Raw genomic sequence first — 18,270 nt, forward strand, 5'->3', positions numbered from 1 at the left:
TTTTGGCGGAGTAGGAGGGATTTGAACCCTCGCGCCGGTTTCCCGACCTACGCCCTTAGCAGGGGCGCCTCTTCGGCCTCTTGAGTACTACTCCAGAGCAAAGTCAGTAAAACTGATTCAAATAAAATGGCGGAGAGAGTGGGATTCGAACCCACGGTGCATTGCTGCACGGCAGTTTTCAAGACTGCTTCCTTAAACCACTCGGACATCTCTCCTCGTGGGCATCCCGCATCAAGCTGCGCCCGCCGAATGCCTATTCATGATACCAGTTTTGCACAGCCTTGTCAAGCCCCAATTTCAAAAAGTTGCATCGAAGCCCGCGCCTGCGCCCCGGCGGGCTTCGGCGCACGCCAAACCGGGGTGCAAAAAACGCTCTGCGCCGCTCCCGGGGGAGCCGGAGGTGCAACATTCCTCTATCCGGGCGGCTGATTTTCGCGTTGACAGCCATCTGAACGAAAGGTAAAATCTAGGGTAGAATCCTTTTGTACATTCCGCCTGCTTTTTTAAAGGAGGACCTATCATGAATGCTCCTGTTCCCGAACTGAACTGGCTGGAAGACCCGCAGGTCTTTGCGGTCAACCGGCTGGACGCCCACTCGGACCATGTATGGTATGCCGATGGGTCGGACCTGCGCCAAAGCCTGGACGGCCCCTGGCGCTTTGCATACAGCCCCTGTCCGGCTCAAAGGCCCGCCGCCTTCTGGCAGGAGGGGGCGGACCTGACCGGTTTTGCGGAGATCGCGGTGCCCGGGCACATCGAACTGCAGGGCTACGGCCAGATCCAGTATATCAACACCATGTACCCCTGGGACGGCTGCCACAACCTGCGCCCGCCCCGGATCGCCTGGGACGACACTCCGGTGGGCAGCTATGTCAAGACCTTCCGGCTGGATGAGGCCCTGCAGGGCAAGCGGGTCTGCGTCTCCTTCCAGGGGGTGGAGCGGGCTTTCTACTGCTGGTGCAACGGACAGTTTGTGGGGTACAGTGAGGACAGCTTCACCCCCGCCGACTTTGACCTGACGGCTTATCTGCGCCCGGGGGAGAACCGCCTGTGCGTGGAAGTGTATAAAAACTGCAGCGGCAGCTGGCTGGAGGACCAGGACTTTTTCCGGTTCTTCGGCATTTTTCGGCCGGTGTACCTCTATGCCAAGCCTTCGGTGCACATCGAGGACCTGTGGCTGCGGGCGGGCCTGGAGACCGACAACACCACCGGCACCCTGGCGCCCCGCCTGCGTCTGAGCGCCGCGGAGGGCGCGTCTGTGGAGGGCTGCGGGCTGCACTGCACCGTGACGGCCCCCGGCGGCCGGGTGATCTGGGACGCCCCCATGCCCCTGGACAAGGGCGGGGACGGCTGCTGGTACGGCGCGCCGGTGCGGCTGCCCGACATCCGCAAGTGGGATCATGAGGACCCGGCCCTTTACGAAGTGACCCTGACTTTGCGGGACGCCGGCGGCGCCGTGCAGGAGACGGTGCCCTACAAGACCGGTTTCCGCCGCTTTGGGATGGACCAGGGCGTCATGAAGCTGAACGGGGAGCGGATCGTTTTCAACGGGGTGAACCGCCATGAGTGGAATCCCGAGACCGGGCGCGCCATCGGCCCCGAGGATATGTACCGGGCCATGGAGACCTTCCGCCGCAACAACATCAATGCGGTGCGCACCTGCCACTATCCCGACCAGACCCTCTGGTATCATCTGTGCGATGAAAACGGCATCTACATGATCGACGAGACCAACCTGGAGAGCCACGGTTCCTGGCAGAAGATGGGCCGGGTGGACCCTGCCTGGAACGTGCCGGGCAGCCTGCCCGAATGGCGGGACTGCGTGGTGGACCGGGCCCGCTCGATGTTTGAGCGGGACAAAAACCACACCGCCATCCTGATCTGGAGCTGCGGCAACGAGTCCTATGCCGGGGAGGATATCCTGGCCATGAGCGACTTTTTCCACCGGAACGACCCCGGCCGCCTGGTGCACTACGAAGGGGTGTTCCACTGCCGGGCCTTCGACCAAATCAGCGACATGGAGAGCCGGATGTACGCAAAGCCCGATGAGATCCGGGCCTATCTGGACGCCAAGCCCGCAAAGCCCTTCATCCTGTGCGAGTATATGCACGACATGGGCAACAGCCTGGGCGGGATGGAGAGCTACATCCGCCTGGCCCGGGAATACCCCCAGTACCAGGGCGGCTTTGTGTGGGACTACATGGACCAGGCCCTCTGGCAGCCGGGCGTGCAGGGCCGCCGTCTGGGCTATGGCGGCGACTTTGGAGAGCGCCCCACCGACTATGCGTTCAGCGCCAACGGCATCGTCTTTGCAGACGGGACGGAGAAGCCCGCCATGCAGGATCTGCGCTACTGGTACGACACCCCCGCCCGTCGGGCTGCCTGGGACGCAGAGAATGCCCGTCAGGCTGCGGCCTGTACGCTGCCTCCTCTGCGGGCCGGCGGCCCTCTGACCGTGGTGGAAGGGGACGTCAACCTGGGGGTCCAGGGCGAGGGCTTTGCCCTGCAATTCTCCTACACCGAGGGGGGCCTGGCCTCCCTGCGGAAAGGGGATACCGAGTGGATCTGGCGTGCGCCCCGCCCGGCCCTGTGGCGCGCCCCCACCGAGAACGACCGGGGCTGCGGCTTCCCGGTGGCCAGCGCCGCCTGGATGGCGGCCGACGCCTACCCCAAACTGGAGGGCTGGACCACCGCCAGGGAGCCGGACGGCAGCGTGCGGATCACCTATACCTTCCGCTTCCCCACGGTGCCGGGGGCCTCGGCGGATCTCTGCTATACCGTCACAGGCAGCGCCCTGCGGGTGGATGCCCGCTACCATGGGACCGAAAACGCGCCCGAACTGCCGTTGTTTGGGGTGCGCTTTGCCACGGTACAGCCCGCCGCCCGGGTGAGCTGGACCGGCCTGTCCGGGGAGACCTACCCCGACCGGTATAAGGGGGCGAAATTCGGCGCATGGAGCGAGACGCCCCACATCCCCGCCTACCTGGTGCCCCAGGACTGCGGCGTGCATATGGGCACCCACACGCTGACGGTGCACCAGCAGGGCCCGGCCTGCCGCACCACTGCGGCCCTCACCCTGCGGATGGCCGACGGCAGACCCTTTGCCTTCTCGGCGCTGCCCTATACCCCCCACCAGCTGGAGAGCGCCGCCCATGCGGACGAGCTGCCCGCCCCCGCCCATACCATCCTGACCGTGATGGGCCCTGTGCGGGGCGTCGGCGGCATCGACAGCTGGGGCACCGATGTGGAACCCGCCTGCCGTGTCAGCGGCCGGCAGGATCACGCCGTCAGCTTCCTCATCGAGCTGTGAGTGCAAAGGGCCGCACCTGCCCGGCATAACAAATACAGCGCCGCCCCTGGCCCAAAAAGCCGGGGACGGCGCTTTTGTTTTTATATGTTCCGGGAGCCTTCGCCCTCCTCCCGGGCGGAAGGCGGGGATCCCTCCTCCGCAGGCGGCTGCCCGGTCCGGGGAACTTCGTCCCGGACCATGAGCTGGGCGCGCTGCTCGTCCTCGTAGCGGCGGGCCCGGTAGTAGAAGGTGTTGTGGTTCATGTGGCACAGTTCGGCAGCCTGACGGAGGGTGATCTGGCCCGACCGCCAGGTCCGGTGCACCGCATAGAAGTTTTCGGGCAGAGGTTTGGAGGGACGGCCAAACTGGACGCCCCGGGCTTTGGCGGCCGCGATCCCCTCGGCCTGGCGCTGGCGGATGTTTTCCCTCTCGTTCTCGGCCACGAAGGACAAGATCTGCAGCACCACATCGGCCAGGAATGTGCCCAGCAGATCCTTGCCGTGGCGCGTGTCCAGAAGCGGCATATCCAGCACAACGATATCGATGTCCTTTTCCTGGGTCAAAAAGCGCCATTGGACCAGGATCTCCTCGTAGTTGCGGCCCAGCCGGTCGATGCTTTTGATGTAGAGCAGGTCGTCCTTGCGCAGACGGCGTACCAGCCGCTTGTATTCCGGCCTCTGGAAATCCTTGCCGGACTGCCGGTCCACATATACATTCTGGGCGGGTACCTGCGCCTGGCGCAGGGCGATCCACTGGCGGTCGTCGTTTTGTTCGCGGGTGCTGACCCGGATGTAGCCATAGACGCTCACGGTTCTCCTTCCTGCCTTTCTGGGTCCGGCGGATTGGACAGGCGGCCCCTTCTTATTGTAACGCTTTGAAGGCAGTCAGGATAGAGTATTCTTGCATCCTTTTTTGGAAGGCTCTGTCCATGGGGCTGTTATAAAGTCTGTGCCTGCTGGATCAGGCTGCGGATGTGGTGCACCAGCATTTCCAGGGCGGGGCCGTTTTCGCCGCCGTTGGGCACGATGATGTCGGCGTTGCGCTTGCTGGGTTCCACAAAAGCTTCGTGCATGGGTTTGACGGTGGTGAGGTACTGGGTGATGACGCTGTCCAGAGAGCGCCCGCGCTCTTTGACGTCCCGCAAAATCCGCCGCAGGATCCGCTCATCGGCGTCGGTATCCACAAAGATCTTATAGTCGAACAGCTCCAGCAGCTCGGGCTCCACAAAGGGCAGGATGCCCTCCACGATCAGCACCGGAGCCGGTTCGATATGGCGCACCTGGTCCGACCGGTTGTGGATGGCGTAGTCGTAGACCGGGCAGTCCACCCCGCGGCCTGCCTTCAGCTCCTGCAGGTGATGGACCAGCAGCTGGTTGTCGAAGGCGTCGGGGTGGTCGTAGTTGAGCAGGCAGCGCTTTTCATAGGGCAGGTCGTCGTGGCGCTTGTAGTAGCTGTCGTGGGGGATCAGCCGCACCTCTTCTTCCCCGAATCTTGCTTTCAGCCGCAGAGCCAGGGTGGTCTTGCCGCTGCCCGAGCCCCCGGCGATGCCAATGATCAGACTGTTCATACTGTTCCTCCCTGCGGTCTGGCGCAGCAGGCCGCTTTGTAGTATACTGGTGGCAGAGGCCGGGCGCCGCCCGTGTAAAACCTCTGTAAAGCTTTCTACCATCATACCACAAAACCCTCGGTTTTGACAGGGCCTGACACCCTGCCTTGGGAGGATATTCTATGAAAAAAATCATTTTGGCCCCCTACATCGACCAGACCCGGCGCTGGGTGAACGGCTGCGAGAGCATCAGCGCCGTGATGGCTCTGGGCGCGGTGGGGGTGCAGGTGGACCCGGACACCTTCATTGCGCGCGACCTGCCCCATGCCCCGTTCTGGGAGCAGGACGGGCAGCTGTGGGGCCCCGACCCCCATTATGTCTATCCCGGCGACCCCCACGACCACACCGGCTACGGCTGCTATGCCCCCTGCATCTGCCAGGCCATGACCAGCGCGCTGGAGGCCGCAGGGGCTGCGGACCACTTTGCGGTGGTGGACGAGACCGGGCGAAGCGCCGCCGAGCTGTGCGGCTACATCGACCAGGGGCTGCCGGTGGTGTTCTGGGCCACCCTCGACTTTCAGCCGGTGCCGGGGGTGGACCGGTGGCGGCTGCCCAACGGCAGGATGTTCGACTGGAAGCTGAACGAGCACTGCCTGCTCCTGGTGGGCTACGACCAGGACCGCTACTGGTTCAACGATCCCTGGCACAACCACGGCCTGTGCGCCCAGCCGAAAGAGCTGGTGGAGGAGTGCCACCGGGCCCAGGATCTGTACGCTGTGGCGCTGCGCCGCAAATGACAGGCGCCCGGCCCGAAACGAAACCCCCGCCTTCCTGTCCGGGAAAGCGGGGGTTGGATCGTTGGATCAGTTGAACTTGACCACTTTGCGGGCCAGGCGGTAGCCCAGCACGGTGACCTTGTCTCCGCCGGGGAAACGCAGGTCGGTCAGGCCGCCCAGGGACAGCTTGATGCGGCGGTATACCCGCTTGCTGACATGGGCGCGCAGGTAGTCCCACAGCTCTGCCTTTTTGGCTTTGGCCTCGTCGCTGCCGTCCAGGATCAGGAAGATGCCGCTGATGGCCATCATGACCGACAGGTACTGGATCATATAGCTGCGCAGCCGGGCCTGCTCGGGGGGCAGCGCGTCCAGATCCTGGCAGTCGATCATATACCGGGTGACCCGCAGCTGCTGGTCCACCCGCTTGACCATGACGCTCTCGTTGACGCTCTGGTCCGCCCGGCCGATGAAGTACCGGTACAGGTCCAGGTCCATATAATACATACTTTTGACGTAGGGCAGGGGCTGGTAGATGAAGATGTTGTCCACATAGAAGGTGTGCTTGGGCAGCACCATCCCGCACCGGCGCAGCACCTCGGTGCGGTAGATCACCGAGTGCATCAGGATGTTCTGGTCGGGCCGGAACCGTCCCACGTGCATCCAGGTGAACAGCCGGTTCTGGGGGAACACGTTGGTGTACCGCACCGTGTGGCTGGTGCCGTCCTCGGTGTGCTCGTAAACATAGTTGCACAGCATCAGGTCGGGCGCCGTGCCCCGGTGCAGCAGCAGCCGCAGCCGGTCCAGCACCTTGGCCAGAGCGTCGGTGTCCAGCCAGTCGTCGCTGTCCACAACTTTATAATAGATGCCGGCCGCATGGCGGATGCCCTGGTTGACCCCTTCCCCGTGGCCGCCGTTCTCCTGGTGGATGGCGCGGACCACACCGGGGTATTTGGCGGCGTACTCGTCGCAGATGGCAGGGGTGTCGTCCTTGGTGGAGCCGTCGTCGATCAGGATGATCTCGGCATCCTCGCCGGCGGTCAGCAGGGTGTCCACGCAGTGGCGCATATAGGCCGCTGAATTATAGCAGGGCACCGCAAAGGTGATGAGCTTTTGTTCCATAAGGCGTACTCCTTACTTGATGAAAGACGGCGGACAGGCCGCCGCAGCGTATGCCTTTATTATAGCACGGCCCGGTGGGAAAATCTATCGCCCCGGCAAGGAATCTATGGCCCCTGCGGCCGGAATGTGGTATACTTGCCGCCGGAAAGGAAAGGAGGCAGCTTATGGAAGACCGGTACAGCGTGCTCAAACGAGTGTTCGGCTACGACCGTTTCCGCCCGGGGCAGGAGCAGATCATCGAGGCTTTGCTGCGCGGACAGGACGTGATGGCGGTGATGCCCACCGGCGCAGGCAAATCGGTGTGCTACCAGGTGCCCGCTCTGCTGCTGCCGGGGCTGACGCTGGTGATCAGCCCCCTGATCAGCCTGATGCAGGACCAGGTGCGGGCGCTGGTGGCGGCGGGGGTGCCTGCGGCCTACCTCAACAACAGCCTCAACGACCGGCAGAAGGAGCTGATGCTCCGCCGCGCCCGGGAGGGGCAGTACAAGATCATCTATGTGGCCCCCGAGCGGCTGCTGATGCCCGGCTTTGCGGCCCTGGTGCACTGCCGCCCGGTGAGCATGGTGACGGTGGATGAAGCCCACTGCATCAGCCAGTGGGGCCACGATTTCCGCCCCAGCTACCTGCAGATCCGGACCTTTGTGGAAGGGCTGGCCGAACGGCCCGTGGTGGGGGCTTTCACTGCCACGGCCACCGGCCAGGTGCGCCGGGACATCGAGGAGCAGCTGGGACTGCGCAGCCCCCTGCGGCTGGTGACCGGCTTTGACCGGCCCAACCTGCGGTTCGAGACACAGCGGCTGACCAACTCGGACAAGCCCCACGCTCTGGTGGATCTGCTGCTCGAGGCCGGGGACGTCCCCGTCATCGTCTATTGCAGCACCGTCCGCCAGGTGGAGCAGACGGCCCAGACGCTCCAGGGGCTGGGCTTTGCGGCGGCGGCTTATCACGGCCAGCTGCCCGCCGAACTGCGCCGCCGCACCCAGGAGGATTTCCTCTTTGACCGGGTGCAGGTGATGGTGGCCACCAATGCCTTTGGCATGGGCATCGACAAGCCCAATGTGCGGATGGTGGTCCACTACAATATGCCCCGGGACCTGGAGAGCTATTACCAGGAGGCGGGGCGGGCGGGCCGGGACGGGGAACCTGCCCGCTGCGTGCTGCTGTACGCTCCCAGCGATGTGCGCACCGCCCAGTTTTTCATCGACAAGGAGGAGACGGAGGGCACCGGGCCTCTGGTCCAGCGCCAGGAGAACGCCCGGCTGGCCCGGGAACGGCTGCGGTACATGACCTTTTACGCCACCACCCAGCGGTGCCTGCGGGCCGAACTGCTGCACTACTTTGGGCAGAAGGCGCCCGTCCGCTGCGGCAACTGCTCCAGCTGCCTGCAGCCCAAAACCGTCCTGCCGGCGCCCCGGCCCGCCGCGCCCCGGGCAAGGCCGGCCGCACCGGCCGCCAGGGCGGCGGGGCTTGGCCCGGGGGATCAGCAGCTGCTGGCCGCCCTCTACGCCGTGCGCAAGGAACTGGCCCGCCGGGATAAGCTCCCTGCCTTCACGGTCTGCTCCGACGCGGCGCTGCGCCAGCTGTGCACCCGCCGCCCGTCCAGCATGGCCCAGCTGCTGGAGATCCCCGGCATCAACGAGGCCAGGGCCCAGCGCTACGGTCCGGCCCTGCTGGATGCGGTGCGCCGGTACGGCTGACCCGCCCTTGACGGCAGCCCGCCAAAATATCTTGCGCCGGGCCTTGTATCCGGCGGCGAAATGATGTAAAATAAAGCGACATGGCAGGCCGCCCGGCTGTGCGGCCGCCGCTGTGAAAGGAGGGGCCGAAAGGCTTTCTGACAACATGATCTTAGCCATCGATATAGGCAACACCACCGTCGCCCTTGGGGGCATCCGGGACGGACGTGTATGCTTTGTGGCCCACATGGACACGGTGCGCACCCGCACCGCCGCCGAATACCGCGCCGAGATGGAGCGCATCTTTGCGCGGCGGCGCAACCCCGAGCGCAAGGTGTGGTTCGAGGGGGCTGTGCTCACCAGCGTGGTGCCCCAGCTCACCGGGCCGCTGGCCGCCTGCGCCCGGCACTACACCGGCAAAGATCCGGTGATCGTAGGACCTGACATCCGCACCGGCCTGCGGATGGGGGTGCCCGAACCCCAGATGGTGGGCAAGGACCGGATCGCCGACGCCGCCTATGCGGCGGCCAACTACCCATTGCCGGTCATCACGGTCGATCTGGGCACCGCCACCACCTTCAATGTGGTGGACGGCCGCCGGGTGTTCCGGGGAGGCGTCATCTGCCCGGGGCTGTCCACCGGGCTGCGGGCGCTGGGAGACCGGTGCGCCCAGCTGCCCCAGATCCATCTGGCCCGGCCGGCCCATGCCATCGGCACCACCACCCAGGAGTGTATGCTCTCGGGGTCGGTGCTGGGCACCGCCGTGCTGGTGGACGGCATGGTGCAGCGCATCGAAGAAGAGCTGGGCTGTCCCGCCACCCTGGTGCTGACCGGGGGCCTGGCCAAATATGTGGCGCCCCTGTGCCGCCACCCCCTCACTTATGACCCCGAGCTGATGCTCAAGGGGCTGGCGCTGCTGTATGAGATGAACAGCCGCCCCGCCCGCCGCGGCCGCCGTCTGCCTGCGCCCCGGCGGGAGCACACGGCCCGGACCCAGCCCAAAAGGAGGAATGCAGGATGAAACTGGGCATCGTAGGAAGCGGCAAGATCGTCCAGGAGTTCCTGCCCTGGCTGGTCCAGGCCCCGACGGTGGAGGTGGCCGCCCTGTGCAGCACCGAGCGCAGCGCCGAAAAGGCCGCGGCGCTGTGCCGGCAGTACGGGGTCCCGCTCCACGTCACCGACTATGGCCGGCTGCTGGAAGCGGTGGACACGGTCTACATCGCCCTGCCCAACCTCTTGCACACAGCCTATGCCAAAGCCGCCCTGGAGGCCGGCCGCAATGCGATCGTGGAAAAGCCCCTGGCCCCCTGCGCCGCCGAAGCGGCCCGGCTGGCGGCTCTGGCCCGCAGCAAAGGGCTGTACCTGTTTGAGGCGGTCACCACCCAATACCTGCCGAACTACCGCAAATTGCAGGGGCTGCTGCCCCGGGTGGGCCCGGTCAAGGTGGTGCAGTGCAGCTTCTGCCAGTATTCCAGCCGGTACGACGCGTTCCTGGCAGGGCAGACCGCCCCTGTATTCGACCCGAACCAGGCGGGGGGCGCCCTGATGGACCTGGGGGTCTACAACGTCAGCTACATCGTGGGCCTGTTTGGGGAACCCCAGCAGGTGCACTATGCCGCCAACGTCGAAAAGGGCGTCGATACCAGCGGCATCCTCACCATGGATTACAGCTCCTTCAAGGCGGTCAGCATTGCCGCCAAGGACTGCGCCGCACCCGCCCGCTATCTGATCCAGGGCACCAAGGGGTATCTGCTCCAGAAGAGCACCGCCAATCTCTGCGGCCCTTTGACCCTGCACCTGAACGACGGCACCGAGGAACACTATTCCCTCAACGGCAAGCGCATCCGGTGCGCAGCCGAATTCGAGGCCTTTGCCCGTGCCATCGACGCGGGGGACCAGGAGCTGTGCAGCCATATGCTGGACACCTCCCTGGCGGTCAGCCGGGTCCTGACGGCGGCCCGGCGCAGCGCGGGGGTGCGTTTCCCCTGTGACAAGTAAAAAGCAAAAGCAAACCCCGCCCCCTTTGGGGCGGCCAGCGTGCGCCGTATCCGGCAGTTTGGACGGAACGGCAGCAGGAGGTCTTATCATGACAAAACGAAACAATACCCATCTGCAAGTGTTGACCCGCCTGGGGCTGCTCATCGCCATCGAGCTGGTCATGAAAGCCATCGGTCTGGGCAGCGTGCCGGTCGGGCCCCTCTACATGAGCTTCCTCACACTGCCCATTGCGGTGGGCGCCATCACCATGGGGCCGGTGGCCGGCCTGGTGCTGGGCGCGGTGTTCGGCCTGGTCAGCTTTTATGACGCGGTCAGCGGCGGTTCGGCCATGACCAGCGCCCTGTTCCAGGTCAGCCCCCTGCACACGCTGATCCTGTGCGTGGGCACCCGTCTGCTGATGGGCCTGTGCGTGGGCCTGATCTACGAGGCGCTGCGCCGCCTGGACAAAAAGGGCACCTGGAGCTGCATCATCAGCGCCATGTGCGCCCCGCTGCTCAACACCCTGTTCTTTATGGGGTATATCGTGCTGGCATTCTATCACTGCGACTATGTGCAGGGCCTGGTGGCCGCCAACGGCGCGTCCAATCCCCTGATGTTCGTGGTGCTGCTGGTGGGCATCCAGGGCGTGGCCGAATTTCTGGTCAGCGGTCTGCTGGGCGGCATCGTGGCCCGGGCCGTGGAGCGGTATCTGAAATAAATCATCCCAATGGAAGCGGACCGCTCAAAGCGGCCCGCTTTTCAGCGTGTCGAAAAACGACACGCTCCAGGGGGAACCCATTTCTGCGCGCAGCCGCGCGTCAGAAATTCCTTCCCCCTGGTATCCCCCTGGGGACAAAATTTAGCGCTGAACCGCGCACTCGCCGCAAAGCGGCTCGCACACTCTCAGCGCTAAATTTCCCTGTATGTGTCCCGCCCGTACGCACATGTCGTCCGGGCGGGACGTTTTTGTCACCACCCGGAGAGGCCCGGCATAGGCTGGGGCACAGGGGGGATAGACCATGACAGACAGACTGTTTGCGGTGATCGGGGAGGACGGCAGGCAGGCCGCCGCTGCCCGGGCGCTGGCCCGGGCAGGCTGCCAGGTAGGAGGCATCGGGCAGATCGCCCGGGCCGGCTACATCCTGCTGCCCATGCCTCTGGATGACCAGATGGCGGGGCTGCTGCGGGCTGCCCGCCCTGGGGCGGTGGCGCTGGCGGGCAGGCCCTCGGAACGGGCGGCCCGCATCGCCGCGGATGCCGGAGTGGAGCTGGTGGACTACTATGCCCGGCCCGAACTGGTGATCCGCAACGCCATCCCTACGGCGGAAGGGTGCATCGGCATCCTGCTGGAAAAACGCCCCCGCACCCTGTGGGGCGCCCGGGTGGGGGTGACGGGGTACGGCCCGGTGGGGCAGGCGCTGGCCCCGCGGCTGACCGCTCTGGGTGCCCGCGTGACGGTGGCCGCCCGGCGTGCAAGCCAGCGGGCCCTGGCCCAGAGCCAGGGGGCCGGGGCCGTCCCGCTGAGCGGACTGCGCCAGGCCGCCGCCGGCTTTGATATTTTGGTGAACACGGTGCCCGCCCCGGTGGTGGGACGGCAGGTGCTGGAGGCTTTGCCCCCGGACAGCCTGACGGTGGACCTGGCCAGCGCCCCCGGCGGGGTGGATCTGAGAACGGCTGCTGCTTTGGGCCGCCGGGCCATGACCGCCCCCGGCCTGCCCGCCCGGTGCGCCCCCGACAGCGCCGGGGAGTATGTGGCCCAGACCGTGCTGGAGATCCTGCGGGAACGGGAGGTGGCAGAATGAACGCTGAACGACAAAAAACGGTGGCCTTTGCGGTGTGCGGCAGCTTTTGCACCCTGGGTGCGGCTGTGCCGCAGGCTGCGCGGCTGGCGGCGGAGGGCTGGCGGGTGCTGCCCGTCATGAGCTTTGCGGCGGCGGGCACCGACACACGGTTTGGCAGCGCCGCCGGCTGGAAGGCCCGGCTGGCGGCAGCGGCCGGCCATGAGGTGCTGGACACCCTGACGGCGGTGGAGCCTCTGGGACCCCAAAAGCTGGCGGACGCCCTGGTGATCGCGCCCTGCACCGGGGCCACCCTGGCCCGGCTGGCGGCCGGCCTGTCCGACACGCCGGTGACCCTGGCAGCCAAAAGCCTGCTGCGGGTGGGCTGTCCGGTGGTGGTGGCGGTGTCCACCAACGACGGCCTGTCCGGCTCGGGGGAGAATATGGCCCGGCTGATGCAGCGCAAGGGCTATTATTTTGTGCCCTACGGCCAGGACGACCCACAGAACAAGCCCCACAGCCTGAAGGCGGACCTGGAGCTTGTCTCCGAGACGCTGTCCCAGGCCCTGGACGGACGGCAGATCCAGCCGGTGCTGCTGCAAAGACCTCTTTCCCCTCACTGAAAAGTGTGCTATACTAAAAAATATCTGGGAACGCCCGGATGCACCCCATACGGGGAAATGGACAGAAAAACGGCGGGCCTCCCGCCGGGAAGAGGAACACATGAGAGGAATCGCCAAGGCCTTCGGGGCCTTTGCAGCGGCGCTGGCCCTGGTGGTGCTGGCGCTGCCTGCCCGGGCGGCAGGGCCCCAGCTGACCGCCACCCGGGCCTACTGCATCATGGACGCGGCCAGCGGCCTGGTGCTGGCCCAGCAGAATATGGATGAGGAGCTGCACCCCGCCTCCATCACCAAGGTGATGACCCTGGGTCTGGCGTGCGAAAAGGCCCAGGGGGACTGGAGCGGCAGCTACCCGGTCACCCATGAGGACGTATACTCCCTGGCCGGCACCGACTCCAGCCACATCGCCCTGCTGGAAGGGGAGCAGGTGCCTCTGGAGGACCTGCTGTACGCCACCATGATGGCCAGCGCCAACGACGCGGCCAACGTGCTGGCGGAATACATCGGCGAGGGGACCATCCAGGACGGGGTGGACGCCATGAACGCCAAGGCTGCTCAGCTGGGGCTGCAGCACACCCACTTTTCCAATCCGCATGGCATCAGCGACGAGGAACACTACACCAGCTGCTACGATATGGCCCGGATCCTGCGGTGGGCGCTGGATCAGCCCGGCTTTGAGCAGCTGTTCACCAACAACGAAATGTATATCATGCAGCCCACCAACCACCAGCCGGTCACTCGCTATTTCTCCCAGCAGGATTCCATGCGGGTGGGCTCCAGTATGTTCTACGAACCCACCATCCTGGGCTCCAAGATCGGATACACCGACATCGCCCGGCAGACCTACATCTGTCTGGCCGAGAAGAACGGCCTGCGCCTGATCTGCGTGGTCATGCGCAGCGACAGCCGTGCCGACCGCTATGCCGATGTGCGCACACTGCTGGAATATGCGTTTTCTACCTGGACCGGGTATACTGCTATTGACCCTGCACAGAATGCCGTCCAGATCAGCGTCCGGGGCGGGGGCGGCCCGCTGGGCCAGCTGACCCTGAATGCCCCCGGCATCCGCCTGCCTCTGGCGGCGGGCCTTGACGCCGGGAACGTGACCCTTTCGGTGGACCTGCCGGAGGAGTACATCCTGGGAGAGGAGCTGGAGGCCTGGGCGGTGTACACCGTGCAGGGCAACGCCTACCAGGAGACGGCCAGCGTGCGGGTGCCTTTGCAGCCGGAAGGGCTGGACGCGCTGCTGGCGGGCAGCCGCGGCGCGGCGCATCCGGCGGCGGAGGACGTGGCCCCGGCGGGGCATCTGGCCCTGGTGCTGGGGACGGCGGCAGCCGGGATGCTGGCAATGGGCGCGGCGGTCTTTTTGTGGGGCCGCAAATCGATACGCACAGACCGGGCAAAGCCTGTGGAATAGAAAACATTGGATAGAGAGGAAGAACGATTATGGGCAAGTTTACTTTTACCGAGACCGAGATCCCCGGGGTGGTGGTCATCCAGCCGGAAGTGTTCGGGGATGACCGCGGCTACTTTATGGAGACCTACAAGAAGGGCGATTTCGCTGCGGCGGGCATCGACCGGGAGTTCGTGCAGGACAATCAGAGCCGCTCTTCCCGGGGCGTGCTGCGCGGGCTGCACTTCCAGAAGCAGCACACCCAGGGCAAGCTGGTGCGTGTGACTCTGGGCGAGGTGTACGACGTGGCGGTGGACTGCCGCCCCCACAGCGCCACCTTTGGCAAGTGGGTGGGGGTGACCCTGTCGGCGGAGAACAAGAAGATGTTCTATATCCCCGAGGGCTTTGCCCACGGCTTTTTGGTGCTCAGCGATGTGGCCGAGTTCTGCTATAAGTGCACCGACGTCTACGACCCCACCGCCGAGGGCGGCATCCCCTACGATGACCCCACCGTGGGCGTGGTGTGGCCCGACTGCGGCTGCCCCCATAAGACCAGCGATAAGGACAAGCGGCACCAGCCCTTTGCCCAGCAGACCTTTGATTTCTTTGCAGAGTGGTGATCGCCGTGGCAAAACTGAGCGCAATGTGGAACGCCCTTTGGCGCTACCGCTATCTTCTGTATAACCTGGTCAGCCGGGATTTCAAGCTGAAATACCGCCGCAGCGTGCTGGGCGTGGTGTGGAGCGTGCTCAACCCGCTGCTGATGTGTCTGGTCTACTGGGCGGTGTTCAGCAGCCTGATGGATATGCGCGGCAGCGGCATCGACAATTTCCCCGTCTTTTTGATGTGCGGCCAGCTGCTGTTCAACTTTTTCAACGAATCCACCTCCACCAGCATGGGCAGCATCATCAGCGCCGCCCCTCTGCTGAAAAAGGTGTATATCCCCAAGTATATCTTCCCGCTGGAGAAGTGCTGTTTTGCCATGGTCAACTGTGTGTTCAGCTTTGTGGCGCTGCTGCTGGTGATGGTGTTCACCGGCAGCCCCTTCCACCTGACCGTGTTCCAGGCGCTGTACCCGCTGGTGACCCTGTTCTTCTTCAGCCTGGGAGTGTCCTTGTTCCTGGCGGCGTGCACCGTGTTCTTCCGGGACATCCAGCACATCTGGAGCGTTTTTATCACGGCGCTGCTGTACTTTTCGGCCATCTTCTATGACCCTGCCCAGATGACCTTTTCCATCGGCGGGTTCAATATGCAGCAGGTGATCGCCCTCAACCCCATCTATTGGTATATCACCGGCTTCCGCCGCACCGTCATGTGGGGCGTGCCGCTGGACCTGCGGATGGTGGAGGTGTGCGGCCTGTGCGCAGTGGTGTCGATGGCGGTGGGCCTTGTGGTGTTCCGCCGCACCCAGGACCGCTTTGTGCTGCATATTTGAGAGAGGAGGAGCACGGATGGACACACCCAATACCCAGCCCATCATCGAGATCCAGAACGTCTCGATGTGCTTCAACCTGGCCAGCGAAAAGCACGAGAGCCTGAAAGAATACTTTCTGGCCATGGTCCAGGGGCGGCTGCATTACGACGAGTTTTACGCCCTCCGGGACGTCAGCCTCAACATCATGCCGGGGGACTTCTACGGCCTGGTGGGGCTGAACGGCTCGGGCAAATCCACCCTGCTCAAGACCATTGCAGGGGTATATAAGCCCACCCGGGGCCAGGTGGTGGTGCGCGGCACCATCGCCCCCCTCATCGAGCTGGGGGCCGGCTTCGACATGGACCTGACCGCCCGGGAGAATATCTACCTCAACGGCACGGTGCTGGGTTTTTCGCCCAAGTACCTGGATGAAAAGTTTGACGAGATCGTGGAGTTCAGCGAGCTGCAAAACTTCCTGGACGTGCCCCTCAAGAATTATTCCTCGGGCATGGTGGCCCGTATCGGCTTTGCCATCGCCACCATCACCAAGCCCCAGATCCTCATTGCCGATGAGGTGCTGGCGGTGGGGGATTTCCTGTTCCAGCAGAAATGCGAAAAGCGGATGCAGGAGCTGATGGCCGGGGGCACCACCGTCATTCTGGTATCCCATTCCATCGAGCAGATCGAGCGGATGTGCACCAAGGTGGCCTGGCTGAGCCATGGGCGCCTGAAGATGAACGGGGACACCCAAACGGTCTGCGACGCCTACAAGGCCACCCAGCGGGGGGAGGTATAAGGCATGGACCAACAGCAGCGCAAACGGATGGCACAGCTGGGCCAATACGCGGTGCAGGTGGCAAGGCAGGAGGGCCTGCCCGCCATGCTGCGCCGGGGGGCCGGCTTTGTGCGCCGGCGCTTTTTTGGCAGGAAGGCCCGTTACCTGCCCGCCAAAAAGGTGCTGGAGGCCCAGCGGGCGGAGTACGAGGGCAAAACGCGGGAGAACTGCGGCCTGCCCACCATCAGCATCCTGACCCCGCTGTACAACACCCCGCCGGCCTACCTGCGGGCCTTTTTGGATTCCTTTGTGGGCCAGACGGCCCCCAATGGCCAGCTGTGCCTGGCGGATGCGTCCGACGCCGACCACCCCGAGGTGGGCCGTATCGTGGCGGAGTACCAGGCCCGCTGCCCCCGCATCCGCTGCCGCAAGGTGGAGAACAAGGGCATCGCGGCCAACACCAACGCCGCCGCCCTGCTGGCGGACGGGGAATACCTGGCCCTGGCCGACCACGACGACGTGCTGGCCCCCCATGCCATGTACGCCATGGGACAGGCCATCCTGGACCTGCGGGCGGAGGGTAAGCCCGACGGCTTTTTGTACAGCGACGAAGCGCTGTTTGAAAAGGACATCCGCCGGCCGCTGACGGCCCATTTCAAGCCCGACTTTGCCCCCGATTACCTGCTGTGCTGCAACTACATCTGCCATTTGGCGGTGTTCCGCCGGGAACTGTATGTGGGAGTCGGCGGGGAGCGCGGCGAGTACGACGGCAGCCAGGACCACGACCTGTTCTTCCGCCTGGCAGAGGCGGTGGGGGGCGCGGCCCATCTGCCCCAGGTGCTGTATTACTGGCGGGTACACAGCGGTTCCACCTCCGGGGGCGCTGCGGCCAAACCCTATGTGACGGCGGCGGCCAAGCGGGCCATCGAGGCCCATCTCGCCCGCACCGGCCAGCAGGGCCAGGTGGAGGACGGGCTGTTCCCCAGCACCTACCGGGTCAGATGGCAGATCCAGGGCCAGCCCAAGGTCAGCGTCCTGATCCCCAACAAGGATCACACCGACGATCTGGAACAGTGCCTGCACAGCCTGTACGCCCGCACCTTGTGGGAAAACTACGAGGTGATCGTCATAGAAAACAACTCCCAGCAGCCCGAGACCTTTGCGTATTACAAGCAGGCCCAGCGCCGCTACGATGGGCTGCGGGTGGTCCAGTATCCGGGCAAGGGGTTCAACTTCTCGGCCATCAACAACTTTGGCCGCCGCTACGCCGCAGGCAGCTATCTGCTGCTGCTGAACAACGACGTGGAAGTGACCGACGGGGACTGGATGACCGAGCTGCTGCGCCAGTGCGCCCGGCCCGGGGGCGGGGATATCTGCGGCGCCATGCTCTATTATCCCGACGACACCATCCAGCACGCCGGCGTGATCACCGGTCTGGGCGGCTATGCGGGGCACAGCCATAAGTACAAGCAGCGGGGCGGCAGCGGGTATATGTTCCGGGCTGCCACGGTGCAGGATCTGTCCGCCGTCACCGGGGCCTGTATGCTGGTCAAGGCCAGTGTGTGGGATGCGGTGGGAGGCCTGGATGAGCGGTTCGCGGTGGCCTTCAACGACGTGGACTTCTGTCTGCGGGCCCGGGACGCGGGGTTCCGGATCCTGTGGACCCCTTACGCCTGGCTGTACCACCACGAGAGCAAGAGCCGGGGGGCGGACGACGCCGACCCGGCCAAGGCCCGGCGCTTTGCGGCCGAGCAGCAGCGGCTGTACGACCGTCACGGCAGGGAAAATATCCTGGACGACCCCTATTATAACCCCAGCCTGACCCAGGACCGGGAGGACTTTTCGGAGAGCGCCGACCTGAAAAAGCTGCAATCGGGGCAGCTGAAGGTGCGCTTCCGGCGGTAGGA

General features: G+C 64.9%; 15 protein-coding genes, 2 tRNA genes and 1 pseudogene. 13 read left to right on the top strand and 5 right to left on the bottom strand.

What is annotated here, in order from left to right; translation table 11 throughout:
* Nucleotides 1-3: 3 nt before the first annotated feature.
* Both B5G12_RS10125 and B5G12_RS10130 read right to left on the bottom strand, forming a co-directional pair.
* Nucleotides 4-94: transfer RNA gene (locus tag B5G12_RS10125), tRNA-Ser, on the bottom strand.
* A gap of 33 nt (nt 95-127) precedes the next feature.
* Nucleotides 128-215: transfer RNA gene (locus tag B5G12_RS10130), tRNA-Ser, on the bottom strand.
* A gap of 305 nt (nt 216-520) precedes the next feature.
* On the opposite strand from B5G12_RS10130, the gene B5G12_RS10135 reads away from it, so the two are divergent.
* Nucleotides 521-3,310 (top strand): glycoside hydrolase family 2 TIM barrel-domain containing protein, encoded by a 2,790-nt coding sequence (locus tag B5G12_RS10135; protein WP_087324842.1) that lies wholly within the window; start codon nt 521-523, stop codon nt 3,308-3,310.
* 200 nt (nt 3,311-3,510) lie between these two features.
* Here the strand turns inward: B5G12_RS10135 and B5G12_RS10140 are convergent.
* Nucleotides 3,511-4,098: pseudogene (locus B5G12_RS10140) on the bottom strand (recombinase family protein); the annotation flags it as partial.
* A gap of 128 nt (nt 4,099-4,226) precedes the next feature.
* The gene (gene udk / locus B5G12_RS10145) at nt 4,227-4,856 is read right to left on the bottom strand and encodes a uridine kinase (RefSeq protein ID WP_087232865.1); all 630 of its coding nucleotides are present in this window, start codon (nt 4,854-4,856) and stop codon (nt 4,227-4,229) included.
* 161 nt (nt 4,857-5,017) lie between these two features.
* Here udk and B5G12_RS10150 point away from each other — a divergent pair, with 161 nt between their 5' ends.
* The gene (locus B5G12_RS10150; protein ID WP_087324844.1) at nt 5,018-5,632 is read left to right on the top strand and encodes a C39 family peptidase; all 615 of its coding nucleotides are present in this window, start codon (nt 5,018-5,020) and stop codon (nt 5,630-5,632) included.
* A 66-nt stretch (nt 5,633-5,698) separates the two neighbouring features.
* Here the strand turns inward: B5G12_RS10150 and B5G12_RS10155 are convergent, their stop codons facing one another.
* The gene (locus B5G12_RS10155; protein ID WP_087324845.1) at nt 5,699-6,730 is read right to left on the bottom strand and encodes a glycosyltransferase family 2 protein; all 1,032 of its coding nucleotides are present in this window, start codon (nt 6,728-6,730) and stop codon (nt 5,699-5,701) included.
* Nucleotides 6,731-6,894: 164 nt separating this feature from the next.
* Between B5G12_RS10155 and B5G12_RS10160 the strand changes: the two genes are divergently transcribed.
* The 11 genes from B5G12_RS10160 to B5G12_RS10210 all read left to right on the top strand — a co-directional run bounded on the left by B5G12_RS10160 (nt 6,895) and on the right by B5G12_RS10210 (nt 18,268).
* On the top strand, nt 6,895-8,427 hold the full coding sequence (locus B5G12_RS10160; RefSeq protein ID WP_087324846.1) for a RecQ family ATP-dependent DNA helicase: 1,533 nt from the start codon (nt 6,895-6,897) through the stop codon (nt 8,425-8,427).
* Nucleotides 8,428-8,572: 145 nt separating this feature from the next.
* On the top strand, nt 8,573-9,427 hold the full coding sequence (locus B5G12_RS10165) for a type III pantothenate kinase (protein WP_087232853.1): 855 nt from the start codon (nt 8,573-8,575) through the stop codon (nt 9,425-9,427).
* On the top strand, nt 9,424-10,404 hold the full coding sequence (locus tag B5G12_RS10170; RefSeq protein ID WP_087232850.1) for a Gfo/Idh/MocA family protein: 981 nt from the start codon (nt 9,424-9,426) through the stop codon (nt 10,402-10,404). The genes B5G12_RS10165 and B5G12_RS10170 overlap by 4 nt, the downstream gene beginning before the upstream one ends.
* An 88-nt stretch (nt 10,405-10,492) precedes the next feature.
* Nucleotides 10,493-11,101: an ECF transporter S component gene (locus tag B5G12_RS10175; protein WP_087232847.1), complete on the top strand. Its 609-nt coding sequence runs from the start codon at nt 10,493-10,495 to the stop codon at nt 11,099-11,101.
* 301 nt (nt 11,102-11,402) lie between these two features.
* The gene (locus B5G12_RS10180) at nt 11,403-12,185 is read left to right on the top strand and encodes an NAD(P)-dependent oxidoreductase (protein ID WP_087324847.1); all 783 of its coding nucleotides are present in this window, start codon (nt 11,403-11,405) and stop codon (nt 12,183-12,185) included.
* Nucleotides 12,182-12,784, top strand: coding sequence for a dipicolinate synthase subunit B (locus B5G12_RS10185; protein WP_087324848.1), 603 nt, complete (start codon nt 12,182-12,184; stop codon nt 12,782-12,784). Before B5G12_RS10180 ends, B5G12_RS10185 begins: the two co-directional genes overlap by 4 nt.
* Nucleotides 12,785-12,884: 100 nt before the next feature.
* On the top strand, nt 12,885-14,198 hold the full coding sequence (locus B5G12_RS10190; protein WP_087324849.1) for a D-alanyl-D-alanine carboxypeptidase family protein: 1,314 nt from the start codon (nt 12,885-12,887) through the stop codon (nt 14,196-14,198).
* Between the two features lie 29 nt (nt 14,199-14,227).
* The gene (gene rfbC / locus B5G12_RS10195; protein ID WP_087232835.1) at nt 14,228-14,794 is read left to right on the top strand and encodes a dTDP-4-dehydrorhamnose 3,5-epimerase; all 567 of its coding nucleotides are present in this window, start codon (nt 14,228-14,230) and stop codon (nt 14,792-14,794) included.
* Nucleotides 14,795-14,799: 5 nt separating this feature from the next.
* Entirely contained in the window at nt 14,800-15,609 is an 810-nt protein-coding gene (locus B5G12_RS10200; protein WP_242956008.1) for an ABC transporter permease, read from the top strand.
* Between the two features lie 16 nt (nt 15,610-15,625).
* Entirely contained in the window at nt 15,626-16,384 is a 759-nt protein-coding gene (locus B5G12_RS10205; RefSeq protein WP_087232831.1) for an ABC transporter ATP-binding protein, read from the top strand.
* A 3-nt stretch (nt 16,385-16,387) separates the two neighbouring features.
* Nucleotides 16,388-18,268 carry a glycosyltransferase family 2 protein gene (locus B5G12_RS10210; RefSeq protein WP_204245674.1) on the top strand — a complete coding sequence of 627 codons (1,881 nt, stop codon included), beginning with the start codon at nt 16,388-16,390 and terminating at the stop codon, nt 18,266-18,268.
* Nucleotides 18,269-18,270 lie beyond the last annotated feature (2 nt).

This window comes from Faecalibacterium sp. An58 (assembly GCF_002161515.1).
In the GTDB taxonomy this organism is placed as follows: Bacteria; Bacillota; Clostridia; order Oscillospirales; family Ruminococcaceae; genus Faecalibacterium; species Faecalibacterium avium.

What these genes read in the sequence shown, in the direction of transcription:
- B5G12_RS10180 (WP_087324847.1), top strand. Translation starts at nt 11,403, where the DNA reads ATGACAGACAGACTGTTTGCGGTGATCGGGGAGGACGGCAGGCAGGCC.
- B5G12_RS10190 (WP_087324849.1), top strand. Translation starts at nt 12,885, where the DNA reads ATGAGAGGAATCGCCAAGGCCTTCGGGGCCTTTGCAGCGGCGCTGGCC.
- rfbC (WP_087232835.1), top strand. Translation starts at nt 14,228, where the DNA reads ATGGGCAAGTTTACTTTTACCGAGACCGAGATCCCCGGGGTGGTGGTC.
- B5G12_RS10210 (WP_204245674.1), top strand. Translation starts at nt 16,388, where the DNA reads ATGGACCAACAGCAGCGCAAACGGATGGCACAGCTGGGCCAATACGCG.
- B5G12_RS10150 (WP_087324844.1), top strand. Translation starts at nt 5,018, where the DNA reads ATGAAAAAAATCATTTTGGCCCCCTACATCGACCAGACCCGGCGCTGG.
- B5G12_RS10205 (WP_087232831.1), top strand. Translation starts at nt 15,626, where the DNA reads ATGGACACACCCAATACCCAGCCCATCATCGAGATCCAGAACGTCTCG.
- B5G12_RS10175 (WP_087232847.1), top strand. Translation starts at nt 10,493, where the DNA reads ATGACAAAACGAAACAATACCCATCTGCAAGTGTTGACCCGCCTGGGG.
- udk (WP_087232865.1), bottom strand. Translation starts at nt 4,856, where the DNA reads ATGAACAGTCTGATCATTGGCATCGCCGGGGGCTCGGGCAGCGGCAAG.
- B5G12_RS10135 (WP_087324842.1), top strand. Translation starts at nt 521, where the DNA reads ATGAATGCTCCTGTTCCCGAACTGAACTGGCTGGAAGACCCGCAGGTC.
- B5G12_RS10165 (WP_087232853.1), top strand. Translation starts at nt 8,573, where the DNA reads ATGATCTTAGCCATCGATATAGGCAACACCACCGTCGCCCTTGGGGGC.
- B5G12_RS10155 (WP_087324845.1), bottom strand. Translation starts at nt 6,730, where the DNA reads ATGGAACAAAAGCTCATCACCTTTGCGGTGCCCTGCTATAATTCAGCG.
- B5G12_RS10185 (WP_087324848.1), top strand. Translation starts at nt 12,182, where the DNA reads ATGAACGCTGAACGACAAAAAACGGTGGCCTTTGCGGTGTGCGGCAGC.
- B5G12_RS10170 (WP_087232850.1), top strand. Translation starts at nt 9,424, where the DNA reads ATGAAACTGGGCATCGTAGGAAGCGGCAAGATCGTCCAGGAGTTCCTG.
- B5G12_RS10160 (WP_087324846.1), top strand. Translation starts at nt 6,895, where the DNA reads ATGGAAGACCGGTACAGCGTGCTCAAACGAGTGTTCGGCTACGACCGT.